We start from the raw sequence: 18428 nt of genomic DNA on the forward strand, positions 1-18428 counted from the left end.
GCCGGCCCTGTGACCAGAAGCACCAGCCCCCGGCTTTGGGTAGGTTGGTCCCATACACCGGACCGGCCGAGGATGTAGGAGCAGGCGTGAAATCGATCGTTTATGAAGAAACAGGTCCGTCGTCGGTTCTGACGCTTCGCGACAGGGCGGCCGCCGATCCCGGTCCAGGGGAGGTCCGGGTCCGGGTGGCCGTGTCAGGGGTGAACCCGACGGACTGGAAGTCACGGGCGGGAGCCGGGCGCAAAAGACTCGACGCGCCCAAAGTCCCCAACCAGGACGGCGCCGGGGTCGTCGATGCAACCGGCGCCGGAGTGGCCGGACTTAGCGTCGGAGACCGCGTGTGGCTGTGGGACGTTGCCTGGGGCGGGGACGAAGGGACAGCGCAGGAGTACGTCGTGGTCCCTGCCATCAAGGCCGTGCCGCTGCCCGGGACGGAGTCCTTTGACACGGGAGCGTCGCTCGGTATCCCCGCCTTGACGGCCCACCGCGCGCTCACGTCACACGAGGACGGGCCTGCACGGCTCTCCCCCGGAGTCCTGACCGGCCGGACAGTCCTGGTCACCGGCGGTGCGGGTGCGGTGGGGCATGCAGCCATCCAGCTCGCCCGGTGGGCCGGAGCAACCGTCATCACCACCGTCAGCGGAGACCGAAAGGCTGACCTCGCCCGCCGGGCCGGCGCCGGAACAGTCGTCAACTACCGGACCGAGGACGTTGTCCGCTCCGTCCGTGGGGCGGCGCCGGAGGGTGTGGACATCATCGTGGACGTCGACGCGCCCGCGAACATCGGGACAGACGTGCAGGTACTCAAATCCGGTGGGACCATTTCCATTTACGCCGCGACCCCCGGGGAAGAAGTAACGGTTCCGGTCCGGGACAGCATGGCGAAGAACGTGCGGTACCAGTTCATCCTGACCTACACAGTGAGCGACGAGCAGAAGCGGCACGCCGTCGCAGCAGTCGCTGAAGCCCTGGCGGCGGGGGCGCTGCGCGTCGGGGAGGAACATGGGCTCCCGCTGGTGCGCTTCCCGCTGGACGAGACCGCCGCAGCCCATGACGCCGTCGAAAACGGTGCGGTCGGCAAGGTGCTCATCGACGTCGCCACGCCGTAGCTGGCGCCCCTGGCGGGGAGCATACTGGAGCCATGGCTGACTCCGATGACTTCCTGGCCTGGGTAAGGACAACGCTGCACGACGCCGAGCGGGCCCTCCACGACGGTGATGCCGGACCCCGCCGTGCGCTCTGGTCCCGCAACGAGCCCGTCAGCGTTCTGGGCGCCTGGCGGAACGCGTTCGGGCAACAGGAACTGAACGACCTGTTTTCCGGCCTTGCCCGGCAATTTTCGGACTGCACGTCCTACGAGTTTGAAGTGCTGGCCTACGGCGTGGACGGCGACTTGGCCTATACCGCGGGCCTGGAGCACACCTCCGCCTCCGTCGACGGCGTGCCACGCAGTTACGTCCTGCGTGCCACCCAGGTCTACCGCCGGGAAGAGGGGCAATGGAAGGTGGCGCACCGGCACGGTGACACAGTCGCTCCGTGACTGGAGCGCGCGCGGCTGCCGCCCGCCGTGCTGCCCGAGTCCCGCCGATCCCTATTCCGCCAACCGGTCCCGGGCTGCGTGTTCCACCAGGACAGGTACAAACGCCCGGACCCGGCCGGTGTCAAGCAGTTTGTGCTCCTGCTGGACGACATCCTCGATGCGCTCCCTGGCTATCCCCGGAAACCTGGCTGCCAGCCGGTCCACCACTTCCGCCAGCGCCCGCAGCTCTTCACTTACACCCATCGGAAAAGTGTCGGCTCTGCGTCCAACCCGGTCAAGACTTGACTGCGGGGCTTTAGTGGGCGCGCAACCTCCGCGTCCGGGGGTGCCGTTGCCGCCCCTGCGGATGGGACCCTGCGGCCACCGGGCGGTATTCAATGCGCCTCGCGTCGCGGATGTCGCGCCGTTCCTGCCGGCGTGCTTTCCGCTCCGGCCGATCGATGGCGGACAGTATCGTCAGCGTTACCGCCATCCACAGGAATGCAGTTCCCAACACCAAGGCGATCGCCAGCTCAGTGTCCATAAGTCATTTTAGGCCCAGGCGGCGCAGGGGAACCCTGTGCAGAACCACATTCCGCATGCGCGGGTCCACAGTCCGGTTACAGCAGCCCCAATCCCCTGACGGCTGCCATCACATCCTGCACCCGGACACCCAGCAGGGCCGGGTCCGGCTCGGCGGCGAAGGTGTCACCGCGCCTGAGCTCAGCCCGGGTCAGCACGACATGTGGTCCGGGCGGCGGACCCCAGATTTCCGGCGGAGCAGGCCCAAACAGCACTACGGACGGTGTTCCATACGCGGATGCCAGGTGCGCAGCGCCGGTATCGGCGGATATGACCAGGCGGGCGGAGGCAATTGCCGCCGCGAATTCGCCCAGTCCCAGCACCCCTGCCAGCACATTGGCGGAAGGCAGTCCGGCGAGCCGGCAGACCTCTATGGCCCTGTCCTTCTCGGAGCTGCCGCCGGTAAAGACCACTTGGTGCCCGGCTTCTGCGAGCGCCGCGGCCACCGCGGCAAAACGTTCAGCCGGCCACAGCCTGCTTCCGTAGGCTGCACCCACGTGCAGCACCGTGGCACCGGGGACGGGGCTTGGAACATGGGGCCTGTCCAGTGCGATGTCCAGCGGGTCGGCCTCCACCCCATGCCACTCGACGAGCCGGACCCAGCGTTCGCGTTCATGCAGTTCCGGCCGCCAGGGCGGCCCCTCACGGTATGGGCTCCGGTGGCCAATGACGTGGCGGGCCTTGAGCGCTTCGATGCGCCCTTGGCTTTCCGGGCCGCTGCCGTGCAGGTTGACGGCCACATCCACCGCTCCCGGCTCCATCGCCAGCGGCTCGTCGAGGCCGTGGGTGGGCAGCAGCTCGTAGCCACCCACCAGCCCTAGCGCCTCGGATAACCAGCCCTGGGCGGCATACCGCAGCCGGTGCCCCGGAAACGCGCGCCGGATACCCTTCAACGCAGGTACTGCAACCAGCAGGTCACCCAGCTTCAGGGCGCGGAGCACCAGAAGTTCCGGCTTGCCGTCAGGCCGGTGACCGTCCCCCGTCGGCCAGGAGGCTTCTTTGGTGCTCATGCGTTCCCCGTTGCGGACCTGGTGGCAACCAGGCTGCGGACGTCCTCGTGGACGTCCCGGACCGTGATGTCCGCCACCAATGAATCATCGTGCGGGCAACGTGGTGCCCTCCATCCCACCTGGGTCACATCGATGCCGCATGTGGGGCAGGCTGTCATCCAGGAGGCGTGGACGCGGTGCATTGTCCTGCCCAGAGCACCGGCGTTGATGATGTTGCCCACCCAGAAAATTCCCACAGTGGGGACACCCAGGGCCTGGGCCAGGTGCCGGGGGCCGCTGTCATTGGCCACCACCGCATCGGCCTTTCCGAGCAGCGCCACGAGGGCCGCCATGTCGAGGGTGCCGGCGACGGATGTCACCGCCGCGGATGACGCCAGCCCGCTGATCCGTTCGGCCAGCTCCTGCTCACTGCCGTCCCCCACGATCGCCACGCGGGACCCGTCGGCAGCGCACGCGGCGGCAAGCTCGGCGAACTTCCCTGCCGGCCAGCGGCGGCGTGGATCGGTGGCGCCAGGATGAACCACCACAAGCGGCCGCCCGTCGTCGTCCCGGTCTTCCTGCACCGCTCCCCTGCCGGCGGGTGCCAGCCGCGCCTCCAAGTCAACGGGGAAGGCGCCCGCGAAGCCGGCCACCTCCAGTGCCCTCAGGGGTTCGTGCTGGTAGTAAAGGTAGGGAACGGTCCGTTCCAGGCTGGCGGCGTCGGCGGTCCGCGTGCCGACGGTGTGCCGGGCGCCCAGCCGCAGCAGGAACGGGTTCGAGTAGCGGCCGCCGCCGTGCAGCTGGACGGCGAGGTCGAAGTTGCGGCCGCGCATCCCGGTGAAGAACCGATCCAATTCAGCGGCGTCTTCCTCGCCTGGCCGCACGCCCTCGGCGAACGGCAGCACGTGCACCTCATCCACCGGACTCTCGACCGCGTCCAGCAATGCCTTGTGGATGGGAGTTCCCAGGAGGGTCAGGGCCGCTCCCGGGTAGGCGGCCTTAAGGGCCGCCATGGCTGGAATGGCAAAGATCAGGTCACCCAGTCCTCCGCCGCGCAAGACGGCAATCCTGGAAACACCAGCGAACTTGTCCAGGACGGGACCAACGCCCATGCCCACCTGCCCTGCACCACCGAACTCTGCGGTCAGTTGCTCCATGCACGGCCCCTTCCATTGTCAGCGGGAACGGCAAGCACCGCCCCTTCGTTGCCCATGCAGCCGGAACGCGGTCCCAAACCTGTTGGCTGCCTCCTGGTCCTTTACCCAATCGGCGTCGGATGTACGCCCTCCTGTTGGGGAATATGGGGTTGATGCTGTACGTTTCATACCCGAAAGCGAACCAAAGAAAAGAGAAGCACCTAAAGTGGCAACCGATTACGATGAACTGCGCTCCGACGTCAAGGAATCGCAGGACAACTCCCTCGAGCAGCTCCAGTCAGCAAATGCTCCCGACGCACGCAGCGTTGTGCTGGAGCTTGACGAAGCTGACGGGCTGGACAGCGCCGGGGTTCCTGGCGGTGAGTTCGTCGCCGAGGAACTCGTGGTCCAGGTCATTCCGCAGGCAGATGACGAGTTCACCTGCTACTCCTGCTTCCTGGTCCGGCACCGCTCCCAGATTGCACGCCAGAAGGATGGCCACAGCTACTGCACTGAGTGCGAAGGCTAAACAGGGCGCATTCCCGGGGGCGGGGCAAGCTGCCTCCCGGTCCTGATCCGTAGGCACGCTTCGGCGTGCCATTCGGCTTTAAGCCCGCGGACCGGCAGCGGACAGGATATTTCCGACGACGACGATCGGCCAGGAGGCAACGATGGACATCCCCGGCAGTTACTGGCACGCGTTCACAGACGCCTTCACACGGGCACCAGTTCCGGATATCACCTGGACCGAGATGCTGGTCACGCTTGGGGCAGCGGTGGCCCTGTCCGTCCCCCGCCGCTCCTGGCGCTACTTTGGCCTCCTGGCCACAGCCACGCATGAGTTGGGCCACGCCTTTGCCGCGGTCGCCACCGGGCAGCGGCTGTCCGGCGTCCGACTTCGGCTGGACCATTCGGGGACCACTACCAGCTACAGCCGGAGCCGGGCGGCGGCCGCCTGGTCCTGCTTTTGGGGATACCCGGTCCCCGCAATCGTTGGCGCGGCGTTCGTCTGGGCGGGTGTCAGCGGCTGGGGGCCGGCCGCCATGGCGGCCGGCACGGTTGCGCTGGCGGCGTCCCTGCTTTTCCTCCGGAACCTCGCAGGTTTCCTGGTCACCGGCGGCGCCATCGCCGGTCTTGGCGCCCTCATGCTTCTGGTACCGGCCACGTTCACGGGACATGCGGCTGTCTGCCTCGGCATGGCGCTGCTCGTCGCCGCCGTCAGGGATCTTTCGAAGCTGGCACAGGTCCACCTGCGGCGGCGGGACCGCCTGGGAACTTCGGACGCCTACCTGCTCTACCGCGCCACCGCTGTACCTGCCGCGGTGTGGATCGCCGTCTTCTGCGTCCTCGTGGCCGGGGCGTGGTTTGTGGCCTGGCAGCCGGTCGCGGCCGTCCTGCTCAAAGGCGCCTAGGCTAAGGGCATGAGCCAGGAAACAGACAGCACCCAGACGGCAGGGCATTCCGGGCACAGCACCCGCGGAGCCTACGTTACCGGCGGTGCGGAGTTCACCCGCGACACCAACTACATCGAGGACCGCATCACCAGGAACGCCGCTCCCGGCGGCAACGGGGAGCCCGGCTGGCCGGTGGAAGCCGGCCGCTACCGGCTGATCGCCGCCCGCGCCTGCCCGTGGGCCAACAGGTCCGTCATCGTGCGCCGGCTGCTGGGTTTGGAGGACGCCATCTCCCTCGGACAGCCGGGACCCACGCACGATGCACGCTCTTGGACGTTCGACCTCGACCCGGGCGGGGTGGACCCCGTCCTGGGCATCGAACGGCTGCAGGAAGCCTACTTCAAGCGGTTCCCCGGCTATCCACGGGGCATCACGGTCCCGGCCATCGTCGACGTAACCAGCGGCCAGGTCGTGACCAACAACTTTCCGCAGATCACCCTCGACTTCTCCACGGAGTGGACGGACTTCCACCGGCCGGGCGCCCCGGAACTCTACCCGGTCAACCTCCGCGGGGAAATCGACCAGGTTAATAAGCGCGTCTTCACCGAAGTCAACAACGGCGTGTACCGCTGCGGCTTCGCCGGGTCGCAGGAGGCCTACGATGCGGCGTACGAACGCTTGTGGACCGCCCTGGACTGGCTCGAGGACCGGCTTTCCCGCCAGCGCTACCTGGTGGGAGACACCATCACCGAGGCCGACGTGCGGCTGTTCACAACGCTTGCCCGGTTCGATCCCGTCTACCATGGACACTTCAAGTGCAACCGGCAGAAACTCAGCGAGATGCCGAACCTGTGGGGATACGCCCGGGATCTCTTCCAGACACCGGGTTTCGGGGACACCATCGACTTTGTGCAGATTAAGCAGCACTACTACATCGTGCATGAGGACATCAACCCCACCGGCATCGTTCCCGCCGGACCGGACCTTGCCGGGTGGCAGGAGGACCACCGCCGCGAATCCTTGGGCGGGCGGCCGTTCGGCGACGGAACACCGCCCGGGCCCGTCCGGGCCGGCGAAGAAGTCGCAACCGGACACGGAGCCGGCCGGTAGAGGAGCATACCGGCAGAGGGGGCGGAGCGCTGGACGGAAACCGCTTTCCCAGTAGACTTGACGGATGCAGACTCCCCACGGCTTCGTTGCACCCGGATTTGAGGCGGTGCACGCGCTGTTCGAGGCCTTCCTCGCCGAGGACCCCTTCTACAGCGCCCAGGTCTGTGCATACCACCGCGGCGAACAGGTCATCAGCCTGGCCGGCGGACCTGACATCGCGGCCGGCACCATCACCGGCGCCTATTCGTGCTCCGAGGGCGTCGGCGCGATGGTCATTGCCCTGCTCGTCCAGGACGGCCTCCTTGACCTGGACAGGACGGTTGCGCACTATTGGCCCGAGTTCGCCGCCCACGGAAAAGACCGGCTCCTGGTACGGGAGGCGCTGTCCCATCAGGCCGGCGTGATGGGTGTCGACGGCGGCATCCCCCTTGGGGAGTTCACCACGCCACGGGCGGCGGCCCGGTTGGCTGCCGCGCCGCCCGCCTGGGAACCCGGCCGCCACTTCGGATATCACGCGCTCACCATCGGCATCCTCATGGAGGAACTTTGCCGCCGCACCGCCGGCACCGCACTGCAGGACCTGTATGACCGGCGCATCCGCAAACCTGAGGGCGTGGACTTCTTCCTCGGCCTGCCCGGGGACGAGGAGCCCCGGTACCGGGACGTCCTCTACCAGGACCCGCCCGGCCAGCCGTGGGTGGACCCGCTGAGCCTGGAGGGGCTCAACAGCAATGCACCCGTCAGCACCATCATGGAGCTGCCGAACATCCGGGAAGTCAGGGCTGCCGGGATGTCAGCCGCGGGTGGCGTCGGTTCGGCCGACGGGCTGGCCCGGCTCTATGCCGCCGCGGTCACAGGCGTCGACGGGCGCCCCGCCTTCCTCTCTGCACGGACCGTCCAGGCGATGTCCAGGGAACAGGTGTGGGGCCTGGACCGGTCCTCGGGGCTGGACAACGCATTCGCCGTCGTCTTCATGAAACCCCACCCGTCCCGGAACTTCGGCAGCCACCGCGCGTTCGGCCACGAAGGCGCCAACGCGGCCCTTGGGTTCGCCGATCCGTCCTACGGCCTGGGCTTTGGCTACATCCCACGCCGGGCGGAAGAGGGACGAACCCCCGGCCGGGCCCACCGCCTGGCGGCCGAGCTCCGGCGCTCGGCCGCCGCCTTGTCCTGAGCCGCCTTGTCCTGAGGCGCCGCGGCCGCCTACTGTAATCCGGATGGGCAATACTCAGGCACGTCCGGATGTACGGTGGGCCCGGGGGACCCAATTTCTCAAACAGGCGGTGGGAGGGCTTTCGGCTGCGTTCGCGGCGCAGCGGCTGCAACTCGCGGGCAAGGCCGCCGTGGCGGCGGGACTCGCATTCCTCATCGCACCGCTGATGCCCGGCGCAGCATCGCACTACGCCTACTACGCCCCGCTGGGCGCGCTCGTTGCCATGTACCACAACGTGGCCGGCTCGGTCCGCCAGGGGCTGCAGACCCTGGCCGGACTGGCGCTGGGAATTGGCCTGGCGGTCATCTTGGTCGCTATCGCGGATCCTTCGCCGCTGACGGTGGCCTTGTTCATGGGCGTCGGTGTGCTGCTGGGCGGGTTGCCGTGGATAGGCTCAGGCAGTGACTGGATTCCGACGGCGGCCCTGCTGGTGCTGCTGGTCGGCGGGAAGAACCCGGACGACTTCACCTTCGGATACCTGGTCCAGATGGGGGCGGGCGTCGCCGTGGGCATCGCCGTCAACTTCCTCATCTTCCCGCCGCTGCACCTGAGCGCGGCCGCGTCGAGCCTGGCGGAGCTGCGCCTGGCGCTGGGGAAGCAGCTGACCGACATGGGCGCCGCGCTTAAGGAAAACTGGCCGCCCGAGCATGAGGACTGGTCGCGGCGGTCCGATGAACTCGCCGAAGCAGCAAGGTCGGTGCGGCACCTCGTGAAGGAAGCGGACGCCAGCCGGAGGGCCAATCCCCGGAGAAAGCTGCACCCGCGGGACGTCGACCAGGACTACCGCCACCTGCGGGACCTGGAGCGCGTGACGTTCCACATCCAGGACATGACGGACGTGCTTTCGGACGTCATCTGGGTCAGCGACGTCCCCTACGCCATCCCGCTGCAGGACAGTGAGCCGCTGGCCGACGCCATCACCGCCACCGGCGTGCTGCTGTCCTCGTACAGCGACGATGACTCAGGCGTGCCGCGGGACCGCTTCGACACCGCCAAAGCGGCGGTGGAGGCCTGCATGGCCGCCACCGCCGCCCGGGAAGCCGACCAGGGTACTGTTCCCGCGTCCGAGTCGATCCTCCTGAGCCTGCACCGGATCCTCCGGGCCGTCCAGCCTGGCGCCTCGCGCCGGGGCTGACTACAGCGTCTCAACGGTCCCTTCGAAGTGGCGCCGCCCCGACCGCGGATTCCACGCCACAAAGCTGGAGCGCTTCCAGGCGCCGGATCCACTCTGTTCCGTGCTGATTTCCAAGGCAACCCGGCAGGGAAGGAACACCGGCGCTTCGAACTCAACGTCCCAGGCAAAGGAATCCCCGCGGGCCGGCCCCACGTCCGCGAGCGCCCGTGAGGCGAGGTACATGCCATGCGCTATGGAACGCCGCATACCCAGCGCCTTCGCCGACAGCACGCTCAGGTGGATGGGGTTGAAATCCCCTGACACGGCGGCGTAGGCGCGGCCCGTATCCACGCCCAAATGCCACAGGGCAGTGGGATCGGGGGCCGTGAAGTCGGCCCTCGCGGCCGTGGCGGAGGGCTTGTCAATGCCAGGCAGGAAGACGCCCTTGGCCAGGTACGTGGAAACCCCTCGCCAGTGCACCTTGCCGGTCCCGGCAGCGCCAACCTCGGCAACAACGTCCACCTGCGTGCCCGCCCGGTGGCCGCGCAGGTTCTCCACCCTCGCGGTGATGTCCAGGAGATCCGTGAAAACAAGCGGCGCGCGCTGTTCGATGCTGTTCCGCAGGTGGATCATGCCCAGCAGGGGGAGCGGGAAGTCATCGCGGTTCAGGACGCTCATGGCCAATGGAAAGGCGAGGGCATGAATGAACCCGGCAGGCAGGACGTCGCTGGCGGTTTCACCGATCAGGTGCTGGTAGGCGGTGAGGTTCTCGACGTCGACCCGCACCCCCCGGACTTCGTGGCCTTCGGCCGGAAGCGTGGCGGCGTCGTGCGTACCCAGCAGCCGCCGCCGTGCTGCCTGGGCGGCAGCGTTGACATAGAGCTTGGACAGCGACGGCATCTCGCCCAGGATCACCGACTGCGGCGAGGTCATGCCCCCACCAGGTTCTGCCCGCACACCCGCAACACCTCCCCGTTGATGCCGCCGGCCGCGTCACTGGCAAGGAACGCGATGGTTTCCGCGACGTCGGACGGGAGGCCGCCCTGCTGCAGCGAGTTCAGCCGGCGGGCTACCTCCCGGACGGCAAAAGGCATCCGCGCAGTCATCTCGGTCTCAATGAAGCCCGGCGCCACGGCATTGATGGTTCCCCCGCGTGCAGCCACGAGTGACGCGGTGGCCCGGACCATTCCCATCACTCCCCCTTTGGAGGCCGCGTAGTTCGTCTGCCCCCGGTTCCCCGCGATACCGCTGGTGGAAGCCACAGAAACGATGCGCGGCGAAGACCGGAAGTGTTCGGAGGCCAGCAGGGCCTCGTTGATCCGCAGCTGCGCGGCGATGTTGATATTGATGACGGAGTTCCAGCGGGCCTGGTCCATGTTGGCGAGCAGTTTGTCCCGGGTAATTCCCGCGTTGTGGACCACGATGTCAAGCCTGCCGTGCCGCTGGACCGCGTGGTCGATCATCCGCTGGCCGGCGTCGGCCGCGCTGATGTCCAGCTGCAGCGCCGTGCCCCTGACGTCGTTGGCCACCGTTGCGAGCTGGTCACCGGAGGCGGGGATGTCCACGAGGACCAGCGTGGCGCCGTCGCGGTGCAGCGTCCGGGCGATCTCCGCGCCGATCCCGCGCGCCGCGCCGGTCACGATGGCCACCTTCCCGGCCAGCGGCTTGCCGGTGTCGGCGGAAACGCCGCCATCCTCCGATGTGACGGTCAGGAACTGCCCGTCCACGAAGGCCGAGCGGCCGGAGAGGAAGAACCTGATGGCGCCCAGGGCGCTGGGACTGGCGGGCCCCACACCGTCAGCCAGGAGCACCCCGTTGCCCGTTGCCCCGGCCCGCAGCTCCTTCGCCAGGGATCTCAGGAAGCCATCCACGCCTTGCCGCGCCGCAGCCGCTGCTGGGGAAGACGCTGCAGCGGCGGCGCGGGAGACGGTGATGACGCGGCCACCGGGCCGCAGGTCCCGCAGCGATGCGGCCGCTGCCAGGACAGGCTTTTCGAGGTCGCCCGGGTGGTCGAGTTCGTCAAGGACCAGGATGATGGCGCCAAGCTTTTCGGCCGGGACCGGGTGCCGCCTGACATCCAGGTCCCAGGACAGCAGTTCGGCCGCAAGCTTGTCCGCGCCGGCGGTGCTGCCCTGGACCACGATGGGTCCGGTGGTCAGGGGCTCGCCGGGCTTGTAGCGGCGCAGCGCAGCGGGCAGCGGCAGGCCAAGCTTCTTCGCGATGTTCCGGCCCGGCCCGCTGCTGACCAGCTGGGTGTAGGTATCGGTCATGGGTGCCCCCTACAGCGATTCGAGAATTGCGACGACGCCCTGGCCGCCGGCGGCGCAGACCGACACCAGCCCGCGCGCAGGGCGGCCGTTTGACGTGCCCTTTGTGTGGAGCATCTTGGCAAGGGTGGCGACGATGCGTCCACCCGTTGCCGCGAAGGGATGGCCGGCCGCCAGCGAGGATCCGTTGACGTTCAGCCGCGCCCGGTCGATGCTGCCGAACGCCCCCTCCAGGCCCAGGCGGGTGCGGCCGAATTCCTCATCCTCCCAGGCAGCAAGGGTGCTCAGTACGGTGGCCGCGAACGCTTCGTGGATCTCGAAGTAGTCGATGTCGGCCAGGGTCAGGTTCTGCCGGGCCAGCAGCCGGGGCACGGCAAACACGGGGGCCATCAAGAGCCCGTCCTTGCCATGGACAAAATCCACCGCCGCCGCCTCGGCGTCCACCACGGCCGCCAGCTTGGGCAGGTCGCGGGCATCTGCCCAGTCGTCGGACGCCAGCAGGACGGTGGAGGCGCCGTCCGTGAGCGGGGTGGAGTTTCCGGCGGTCATGGTGGCATCGGCGCCCAGGTTGCGGCCGAACACCGGCTTCAGCCCAGCCAGTTTCTCCAGGGACGTGTCCGCGCGCAGGTTCCCGTCGCGGGTCAGTCCCCGGTAGGGCGTCATCAGGTCGTCAAAGAAACCGGAATCATAGGCCGCGGCCAGGTTGCGGTGGCTGTTCAGCGCCAGCTCGTCCTGCGACTCACGGGTGATCTTCCATTGCGCGGTGGTCAGTGCCTGGTGCTCGCCCATGGACAGGCCGGTGCGCGGCTCGGAGGTCCCCGGTGCCAGTGGTGCCAGGTCCTTGGGCCGGAGCCGGGCCAGGATCTGCAGTCGCTGCGGAAGCGTCTTGGCCCGGTTCAGGTCCAGGATGACTTCGCGGAGGCCTTCGCTGACCACCACGGGTGCATCCGAAGCGGAGTCGACACCACCGGCGATACCGGAATCGATTTGCCCCAGCTTGATCTTGTTCGCCAGGCCCACCACGGTCTCAAGGCCCGTGGCACAGGCCTGCTGGAGGTCGTAGACAGGGGTTTCGGCGGACAGCGCGGAACCCAAAACAGCCTCGCGGGTCAGGTTGAAGTCCCTGGAGTGCTTCAGCACTGCCCCGGCGGCAACCTGGCCCATGCGTTCGTCCTGGAGGCCGAAGCGCGCAATCAACCCGTCCAGCGCGGCCGTCAGCATGTCCTGGTTTGAGGACTTCGCATAGGCTCCGCCGGCGCGGGCAAACGGGATCCGGTTCCCGCCGACGATCACCGCCCTGCGCGTCGCCGGAACGGTGTTTTCGCGGGCTGATGCCCCAAGGCCGGGCGTGGACTGTCCGTCACTGGACATGGAGGGCTCCTTTGGTCACAAGCGGTTACCGATACCCAGCGTACCTGATACGCTGGGTATCGTGAACAACCGGGACTCCAGCACCGATGACCAGGCCGGCGCCAGCCCCGACGGCCGGTCCTCACGCTGGCAGAGCCACCGGGAGGAACGCCGCACGGAGCTGATCAAACAGGCGCGCAGGGCCGTGCATGCCCTGGGGAGCGATGCGTCCATGGAGGAGATCGCCACGGCGGCGGGAACATCCAAATCGGTGTTCTACAGGTATTTCGGTGACAAAGCAGGGCTGCAGCAGGCGGTGGGCGAGGTGGTCCTCAGTCAGATGCAGCACCGGATGCGGGAAGCGGCACAGGGTGCACAGACCCCGAGGGACGGGCTGCTGGCAATGGTCTCGGCCTATCTCCAGATGGCGGACACCAGCCCCAACGTCTACACCTTCGTGACAAGCTCCGCGCCCGGCGAGCCGGCAAGTGCGCAGCCGTCCGCCATGGGCAGCGCCCTGGGCCACTTCTTCAACGCCGTCGCGGACATGATCGCCGCGCCCATGCGGTCCCATCTTGGTGGCGGCAGGGAAGAGGTCATCGGCTTCTGGCCCAAGGCCGCCATCGGCCTGGTGCGCAACGCCGGCGAACAGTGGCTCTGCACCCCCGACTCCCCCGCCAAGCCGGACCAGGAAACCATGGCCCGGCACATCACGGCATGGCTGTGCGTAGGCATTGCCCCCGAGCTCACTACGGGCTCGCAGACAACGAAGTTATCCGCCAACGAAGGACTGTGACATGACTGAAGTAGTGGACCGATCCGCCCGCAAGGGACTGCGTCCCCTGCCCACCCCGCCGGCCGCAGCCGGCACCCCGGGCCCGCGGCCCGCCGTCGACGTCGCGGCACTGGGCGCACAGCTGCTGGGCCGGTGGTCCGAGGTACGGCTGCAGGCCAGGGAACTGGCGGCCCGCCCGGAGCTGCACAAGATTGAAGGGCTCACCCATACCGAACACCGGACACGGGTGTTTGGCCAGCTGAAGTACCTGGTTGCCAACGGGGCCGTACACCGCGCGTTCCCCGCGGACCTGGGCGGCGCCGACGACCACGGCGGCAACATCGCCGGCTTTGAGGAACTGGTAGTGGCGGACCCGTCGCTGCAGATCAAGGCCGGGGTCCAGTGGGGGCTGTTCGGCTCCGCGGTGATGCACCTGGGAACCGCGGAGCACCACGCCAAGTGGCTGCCGGGCATCATGAGCCTGGACATACCCGGCTGCTTCGCCATGACCGAAACGGGCCACGGCTCGGACGTCGCCAGCATCGCTACCACCGCAACCTACGATCCCGCCACGGAAGAGTTCGACCTCCACACGCCCTTCCGCGCGGCGTGGAAGGACTACATCGGCAACGCCGCCAGGGACGGCCTGGCCGCCGTCGTGTTTGCCCAGCTCGTGACCCGGGGCGTCAACCACGGCGTGCACGCCTTCTACGTGGACCTTCGGGACCCGGACACCAAGGAATTCCTGCCCGGGATCGGGGGCGAAGACGACGGCATCAAAGGCGGCCTCAACGGCATCGACAATGGCCGGCTGCACTTCACCCACGTACGGATCCCACGGACCAACCTCCTGAACCGCTACGGCAACGTCGACGCCGACGGAACCTACAGCTCACCCATCGCCAGCCCCGGCCGGCGCTTTTTCACCATGCTCGGAACCCTGGTGCAGGGCCGGGTTTCGCTGGACGGTGCAGCCGTCGCCGCGTCCAAGGTGGCCCTCAAGGCTGCCATCCACTACGCCGCCGAACGCCGCCAGTTCAACGCCTCGTCCCACACGGATGAAGAGGTCCTCCTCGACTACCAGCGGCACCAGCGCCGGCTCTTCACCCGGCTGGCCACCACCTATGCGGCCAGCTTCGCCCACGAGCAGCTGCTGGAGAAATTCGACGACGTCTTCTCCGGCGCCACCGACACCGACGCCGACCGCCAGGACCTGGAGACGCTTGCCGCAGCCCTGAAGCCGCTGAGCACCTGGCACGCTTTGGACACCCTCCAGGAGTGCCGGGAAGCCTGCGGCGGGGCCGGCTTCCTGATCGAGAACCGCTTCGCTTCGCTGCGGGCCGACCTTGACGTCTACGCCACCTTCGAGGGCGACAACACCGTCCTGCTCCAGTTGGTGGCCAAGCGCCTGCTCGCCGACTACGCCAAGGAATTCCGCAACCTCGACTTCGGCGTCCTGGCCCGGTATGTGGTGGGCCAGGCCGCCGGCGCCGCCGTCCACCGCACCGGGCTGCGGCAGGTGGCGCAGTTCATGGCCGACACCGGCTTGGTCCAGAAAGCCGCCATTGCGCTGCGCGACGAGGAAAGCCAGCGCGCCCTGCTCACCGACCGGGTGCAGAGCATGGTGGCCGAGGCAGGCGCCGCCCTCAAGGGGAGCAGCCGGCTGCCGCAGGACAAAGGCGCGGCCCTGTTCAACCGGCACCAGAACGAACTCATCGACGCAGCGCAGGCGCATGCGGAACTGCTCCAGTGGGAAGCCTTCACGGACGCGCTCCAGCAGGTGGCGGACCCGGGAACCAAGCGCGTCCTGACCTGGCTGCGAGACCTCTTCGGCCTGTCGCTGATCGAAAAGAACCTTTCCTGGTACCTGATGAACGGCCGGCTCTCGATGCAGCGCGCCCGAACCGTGGGCGGCTACATCAACCGGCTGCTCGAGAAGATCCGCCCACATGCGCTCGACCTGGTGGACGCGTTCGGCTACGGCGACGAGCACGTCCGGGCGGCCATCGCCACGGGCGCCGAGAGAGTGCGGCAGGACGAGGCCCGCGCGCACCTGCGCAGCGAGCGTGCCAGCGGACAGTCCCCGGTGGACGAGAAGGTGCTGATCGCCCGGACCGCCGGTGCGCACAAGCCCTAACCGCCGACGGCGGCTGTCCACCAAGGGCCAGGAATAACGACGGCGCCGCTCCCCTTCCAAGGGGAGCGGCGCCGTCGTGCGTTGTGCTGCCGGGACGTCAGCCGGCGGCCGGCAGCACCGAGCGGTACACCTCAAGGGTGGTTTCCGTGATGGATTCCCACGAGAAGTGCTTCTCCGCGCGCTCGCGGCCTGCCTGGCCCATGGCGCGGGCGCGTTCAGGGTCCGACACCACCTCGGTGAGGGCGGCTGCGAACTCCGTGACGAACTTCTCCGGGTCGAGGGGGGTGCCGGTGCCGTCGGTGACCTGTTCCAGGTCCACCAGCAGACCTGTCCGGCCGTGCTCCACCACTTCGGGAATCCCGCCGGTTGCGCTGGCCACCACTGCGGCCCCGCACGCCATGGCCTCGAGGTTGACGATGCCCAGCGGCTCGTAAATGGAGGGGCAGGCGAAGGCGGTGGCGTGGCTGAGCACCTGGATCAGCTCGTGACGCGGCAGCATCCGTTCGATCAGCACGACGCCGGTGCGCTCTTTCTGCAGGTCCTCGATCAACGCGGCAGTCTCCGCCGCCAGTTCGGGCGTGTCCGCTGCACCCAGGCACAGCACCAGCTGCACATCGGCCGGGAGCTTCGCCGCGGCCCGCAGCAGGTAGGGAACACCTTTCTGGCGCGTGTTTCTTCCCACAAACACGACGCTGGGCTTGGCGGGGTCGATGCCCAGGGCGCGGACGGCGTCGTCGTTTTCGTCACGCTTCCACAGCTCGACGTCGATGCCGTTGTGGACTACCCGGACCTTTTCCGGGTCGACGTTGGGGTAGCTGCGCAGGATGTCCTGCCGCATGCCTTCGGACACGGCGATTATCGCCGCAGCCGCCTCGTAGGCGGTCTTCTCCACCCACGAAGAGAGCGCATAGCCGCCGCCGAGCTGTTCAGCCTTCCAGGGGCGGAGCGGTTCGAGGCTGTGGGCGCTGAGGACGTGCGGAATGCCGTGCAGAAGGGATGCCAGGTGGCCGGCCATGTTGGCGTACCAGGTGTGCGAGTGGACCAGGTCCGCGCCTTCGATGTCCGGGACGATCCGCAGGTCCACACCGAGCGTCTGGACGGCCGCGTTGGCCGAGCCGAGGTCCTCCGGGACCTGGTAGGAGCTCACCGTGGCTCCGTGGTAGTCAGTATCGCGGGGAGCCCCGAATGCACGAACCTGCAGGTCAACATGCTTACTAAGCACCCTGCTCAATTCGGCGACGTGCACCCCGGCGCCACCATAAATCTCGGGCGGGAACTCTTTAGTCACAATGTCTATTCGCACAAGACCCAAGGTAGTCCTTCACGCATAACTGTTCTAGTGTGAAGGAGTCCGGGCATGCCGGACTGTCTTGGGGAGTTACGAAGGCGTACAGGAGCGACCACTATGCCGTTGAACAAAAAAGTCCTGGCGATTGTCCTCGCAGGCGGCGAGGGAAACAGGCTCATGCCACTGACGGCAGACCGGGCCAAGCCTGCTGTGCCCTTTGCGGGCAGCTATCGCCTGATCGACTTCGCCTTATCCAACCTGGTCAATTCCCGCTACCTGCAGATCGTTGTCCTGACCCAGTACAAGTCGCACAGCCTTGACCGCCATATCTCCGAAACCTGGCGCATGTCCACCCAGCTGGGCAACTACGTCGCTTCCGTTCCCGCCCAGCAGCGCGTGGGCAAGAGCTGGTTCCTGGGCAGCGCCAACGCCATCTACCAGTCCCTGAACCTCATCCACGACGCCAACCCCGACATCGTCGTCGTGGTCGGCGCAGACCACGTCTACCGCATGGACTTCGCCCAGATGGTTGCCCAGCACGTCAACAGCGGCGCCAAGGCAACGGTGGCGGCAGTCCGGCAGCCGCTGCACATGGCCAACCAGTTCGGTGTCATCGAGGTGGACCAGAACGACTCCCAGAAGATCTCCGCGTTCGTGGAGAAGCCGGCGAGCACCCCCGGCCTGGCCGCGGACCCCTCCCAGTTCCTGGCCTCCATGGGCAACTACGTGTTCGACGCCGACGCCCTGGTGGCAGCCCTCCACGTGGACGCCGAGCGGCTTGACACCAAGCACGACATGGGCGGGGACATCATCCCCTACTTCGTCAACCGCGGCGAAGCCGGAGTCTACGACTTCACCCTCAACGACATCCCCGGTTCCACCGAGCGCGACCGCACCTACTGGCGCGATGTCGGCACCATCGATTCGTTCTACGAAGCCCACATGGACCTCATCTCCCCGCTGCCGGTGTTCAACCTCTACAACTCTGAATGGCCCATCTACACCCGGCAGAGCATCTCCCCGCCCGCCAAGTTCGTCCGGGGCGACAACAACACCGTGGGAACGGCGCTGGACTCCATCGTCGCCAGCGGCGTCGTCATCTCGGGCGGCATCGTGGAAGGCTCGGTCCTGTCCAACGACGTCTATGTCGCCAGCAGCGCCAGGGTCACCGACTCGGTCCTTATGGACAAGGTGCAGGTGGGCGAAGGCGCCGTGATCAACCGGGCCATCCTCGACAAGAACGTCAAGGTCCCCGCCGGCGCCGCGATCGGCCTGGACCCGGACCTGGACCGGGCCCGCGGCTTCAAGGTCACCGAATCCGGCATCACGGTACTCTCCAAGGGCCAGGAAGTCCCCGAACCCAGCGATGATGAGCGGCAACTGGCCGCCCAGCACCTGGGCCTGGTCCCCAACGCCATCAAAGCGGCCGCCGACCAGTATCCGGAGGTGCGCGACACCGTGGGCAAGGTCGCCGAAACGCATGCCGCAGCAGCGGCAAAGGCGTCACCGGACGGTGCTCGGGTGTCCTGATCCGGAATCCCCTCCCCCCACCGG

Annotated in this window: 17 protein-coding genes; 10 read left to right on the plus strand and 7 right to left on the minus strand. The window is 67.7% G+C overall.

Annotation, left to right across the window (positions count from 1 at the left end; translation table 11 throughout):
* Positions 1-86: 86 nt before the first annotated feature.
* Together ACYSM9_RS14220 and ACYSM9_RS14225 are read left to right on the plus strand one after the other, a co-directional pair.
* Complete coding sequence (locus tag ACYSM9_RS14220) at positions 87-1109, plus strand: NADPH:quinone reductase (protein WP_461857600.1); 1023 nt, start codon at positions 87-89, stop codon at positions 1107-1109.
* A gap of 32 nt (positions 1110-1141) precedes the next feature.
* Positions 1142-1540, plus strand: coding sequence for a YybH family protein (locus ACYSM9_RS14225; protein ID WP_461857601.1), 399 nt, complete (start codon positions 1142-1144; stop codon positions 1538-1540).
* A gap of 51 nt (positions 1541-1591) precedes the next feature.
* On the opposite strand, the gene ACYSM9_RS14230 is transcribed toward ACYSM9_RS14225, so the two are convergent.
* The 3 genes from ACYSM9_RS14230 to ACYSM9_RS14240 all read right to left on the minus strand — a co-directional run bounded on the left by ACYSM9_RS14230 (position 1592) and on the right by ACYSM9_RS14240 (position 4247).
* On the minus strand, positions 1592-1783 hold the full coding sequence (locus ACYSM9_RS14230) for a three-helix bundle dimerization domain-containing protein (protein WP_461857602.1): 192 nt from the start codon (positions 1781-1783) through the stop codon (positions 1592-1594).
* Positions 1784-2139: 356 nt separating this feature from the next.
* On the minus strand, positions 2140-3111 hold the full coding sequence (locus ACYSM9_RS14235; RefSeq protein WP_461857603.1) for a glycosyltransferase family 9 protein: 972 nt from the start codon (positions 3109-3111) through the stop codon (positions 2140-2142).
* Positions 3108-4247 carry a glycosyltransferase family 9 protein gene (locus ACYSM9_RS14240; RefSeq protein WP_461857604.1) on the minus strand — a complete coding sequence of 380 codons (1140 nt, stop codon included), beginning with the start codon at positions 4245-4247 and terminating at the stop codon, positions 3108-3110. Before ACYSM9_RS14240 ends, ACYSM9_RS14235 begins: the two co-directional genes overlap by 4 nt.
* 205 nt (positions 4248-4452) lie before the next feature.
* On the opposite strand from ACYSM9_RS14240, the gene ACYSM9_RS14245 reads away from it, so the two are divergent.
* The 5 genes from ACYSM9_RS14245 to ACYSM9_RS14265 all read left to right on the plus strand — a co-directional run bounded on the left by ACYSM9_RS14245 (position 4453) and on the right by ACYSM9_RS14265 (position 9078).
* The gene (locus ACYSM9_RS14245) at positions 4453-4755 is read left to right on the plus strand and encodes a DUF4193 domain-containing protein (protein WP_015937093.1); all 303 of its coding nucleotides are present in this window, start codon (positions 4453-4455) and stop codon (positions 4753-4755) included.
* A 142-nt stretch (positions 4756-4897) separates the two neighbouring features.
* Positions 4898-5638 carry a M50 family metallopeptidase gene (locus ACYSM9_RS14250; RefSeq protein WP_461857605.1) on the plus strand — a complete coding sequence of 247 codons (741 nt, stop codon included), beginning with the start codon at positions 4898-4900 and terminating at the stop codon, positions 5636-5638.
* Positions 5639-5647: 9 nt separating this feature from the next.
* The gene (locus tag ACYSM9_RS14255; protein ID WP_461857606.1) at positions 5648-6730 is read left to right on the plus strand and encodes a glutathione S-transferase family protein; all 1083 of its coding nucleotides are present in this window, start codon (positions 5648-5650) and stop codon (positions 6728-6730) included.
* 64 nt (positions 6731-6794) lie between these two features.
* A complete protein-coding gene (locus tag ACYSM9_RS14260; protein ID WP_461857607.1) occupies positions 6795-7904 on the plus strand; it encodes a serine hydrolase domain-containing protein in 1110 nt (369 codons plus the stop codon).
* A gap of 109 nt (positions 7905-8013) precedes the next feature.
* Positions 8014-9078, plus strand: coding sequence for an FUSC family protein (locus ACYSM9_RS14265; RefSeq protein ID WP_461857608.1), 1065 nt, complete (start codon positions 8014-8016; stop codon positions 9076-9078).
* Here the strand turns inward: ACYSM9_RS14265 and ACYSM9_RS14270 are convergent, their stop codons facing one another.
* The 3 genes from ACYSM9_RS14270 to ACYSM9_RS14280 are packed head-to-tail and all read right to left on the minus strand — an operon-like array spanning position 9079 to position 12695.
* Entirely contained in the window at positions 9079-9990 is a 912-nt protein-coding gene (locus ACYSM9_RS14270; RefSeq protein WP_461857609.1) for a MaoC family dehydratase, read from the minus strand.
* Entirely contained in the window at positions 9987-11327 is a 1341-nt protein-coding gene (locus tag ACYSM9_RS14275) for a 3-oxoacyl-ACP reductase (RefSeq protein WP_461857610.1), read from the minus strand. Before ACYSM9_RS14275 ends, ACYSM9_RS14270 begins: the two co-directional genes overlap by 4 nt.
* Before the next feature lie 9 nt (positions 11328-11336).
* Positions 11337-12695: an acetyl-CoA C-acetyltransferase gene (locus ACYSM9_RS14280; protein WP_461857611.1), complete on the minus strand. Its 1359-nt coding sequence runs from the start codon at positions 12693-12695 to the stop codon at positions 11337-11339.
* A 61-nt stretch (positions 12696-12756) separates the two neighbouring features.
* On the opposite strand from ACYSM9_RS14280, the gene ACYSM9_RS14285 reads away from it, so the two are divergent.
* Both ACYSM9_RS14285 and ACYSM9_RS14290 read left to right on the plus strand, forming a co-directional pair.
* Complete coding sequence (locus tag ACYSM9_RS14285; RefSeq protein ID WP_461857612.1) at positions 12757-13470, plus strand: TetR/AcrR family transcriptional regulator; 714 nt, start codon at positions 12757-12759, stop codon at positions 13468-13470.
* 1 nt (position 13471) lies between these two features.
* Positions 13472-15586, plus strand: a complete 2115-nt coding sequence (locus ACYSM9_RS14290; RefSeq protein WP_461857613.1) for an acyl-CoA dehydrogenase family protein — start codon at positions 13472-13474, stop codon at positions 15584-15586.
* A 97-nt stretch (positions 15587-15683) separates the two neighbouring features.
* On the opposite strand, the gene glgA is transcribed toward ACYSM9_RS14290, so the two are convergent.
* Positions 15684-16889 (minus strand): glycogen synthase, encoded by a 1206-nt coding sequence (gene glgA / locus ACYSM9_RS14295; protein ID WP_461857614.1) that lies wholly within the window; start codon positions 16887-16889, stop codon positions 15684-15686.
* Between the two features lie 102 nt (positions 16890-16991).
* Between glgA and glgC the strand changes: the two genes are divergently transcribed.
* Positions 16992-18404 carry a glucose-1-phosphate adenylyltransferase gene (gene glgC, locus ACYSM9_RS14300; protein ID WP_461857615.1) on the plus strand — a complete coding sequence of 471 codons (1413 nt, stop codon included), beginning with the start codon at positions 16992-16994 and terminating at the stop codon, positions 18402-18404.
* Positions 18405-18428: the final 24 nt, after the last annotated feature.

The sequence above is a fragment of the Arthrobacter sp. C152 genome (assembly GCF_054890965.1).

What these genes read in the sequence shown, in the direction of transcription:
- ACYSM9_RS14225 (WP_461857601.1), top strand. Translation starts at nt 1,142, where the DNA reads ATGGCTGACTCCGATGACTTCCTGGCCTGGGTAAGGACAACGCTGCAC.
- ACYSM9_RS14230 (WP_461857602.1), bottom strand. Translation starts at nt 1,783, where the DNA reads ATGGGTGTAAGTGAAGAGCTGCGGGCGCTGGCGGAAGTGGTGGACCGG.
- ACYSM9_RS14235 (WP_461857603.1), bottom strand. Translation starts at nt 3,111, where the DNA reads ATGAGCACCAAAGAAGCCTCCTGGCCGACGGGGGACGGTCACCGGCCT.
- ACYSM9_RS14240 (WP_461857604.1), bottom strand. Translation starts at nt 4,247, where the DNA reads ATGGAGCAACTGACCGCAGAGTTCGGTGGTGCAGGGCAGGTGGGCATG.
- ACYSM9_RS14250 (WP_461857605.1), top strand. Translation starts at nt 4,898, where the DNA reads ATGGACATCCCCGGCAGTTACTGGCACGCGTTCACAGACGCCTTCACA.
- ACYSM9_RS14255 (WP_461857606.1), top strand. Translation starts at nt 5,648, where the DNA reads ATGAGCCAGGAAACAGACAGCACCCAGACGGCAGGGCATTCCGGGCAC.
- ACYSM9_RS14260 (WP_461857607.1), top strand. Translation starts at nt 6,795, where the DNA reads ATGCAGACTCCCCACGGCTTCGTTGCACCCGGATTTGAGGCGGTGCAC.
- ACYSM9_RS14270 (WP_461857609.1), bottom strand. Translation starts at nt 9,990, where the DNA reads ATGACCTCGCCGCAGTCGGTGATCCTGGGCGAGATGCCGTCGCTGTCC.
- ACYSM9_RS14275 (WP_461857610.1), bottom strand. Translation starts at nt 11,327, where the DNA reads ATGACCGATACCTACACCCAGCTGGTCAGCAGCGGGCCGGGCCGGAAC.
- ACYSM9_RS14280 (WP_461857611.1), bottom strand. Translation starts at nt 12,695, where the DNA reads ATGTCCAGTGACGGACAGTCCACGCCCGGCCTTGGGGCATCAGCCCGC.
- ACYSM9_RS14290 (WP_461857613.1), top strand. Translation starts at nt 13,472, where the DNA reads ATGACTGAAGTAGTGGACCGATCCGCCCGCAAGGGACTGCGTCCCCTG.
- glgC (WP_461857615.1), top strand. Translation starts at nt 16,992, where the DNA reads ATGCCGTTGAACAAAAAAGTCCTGGCGATTGTCCTCGCAGGCGGCGAG.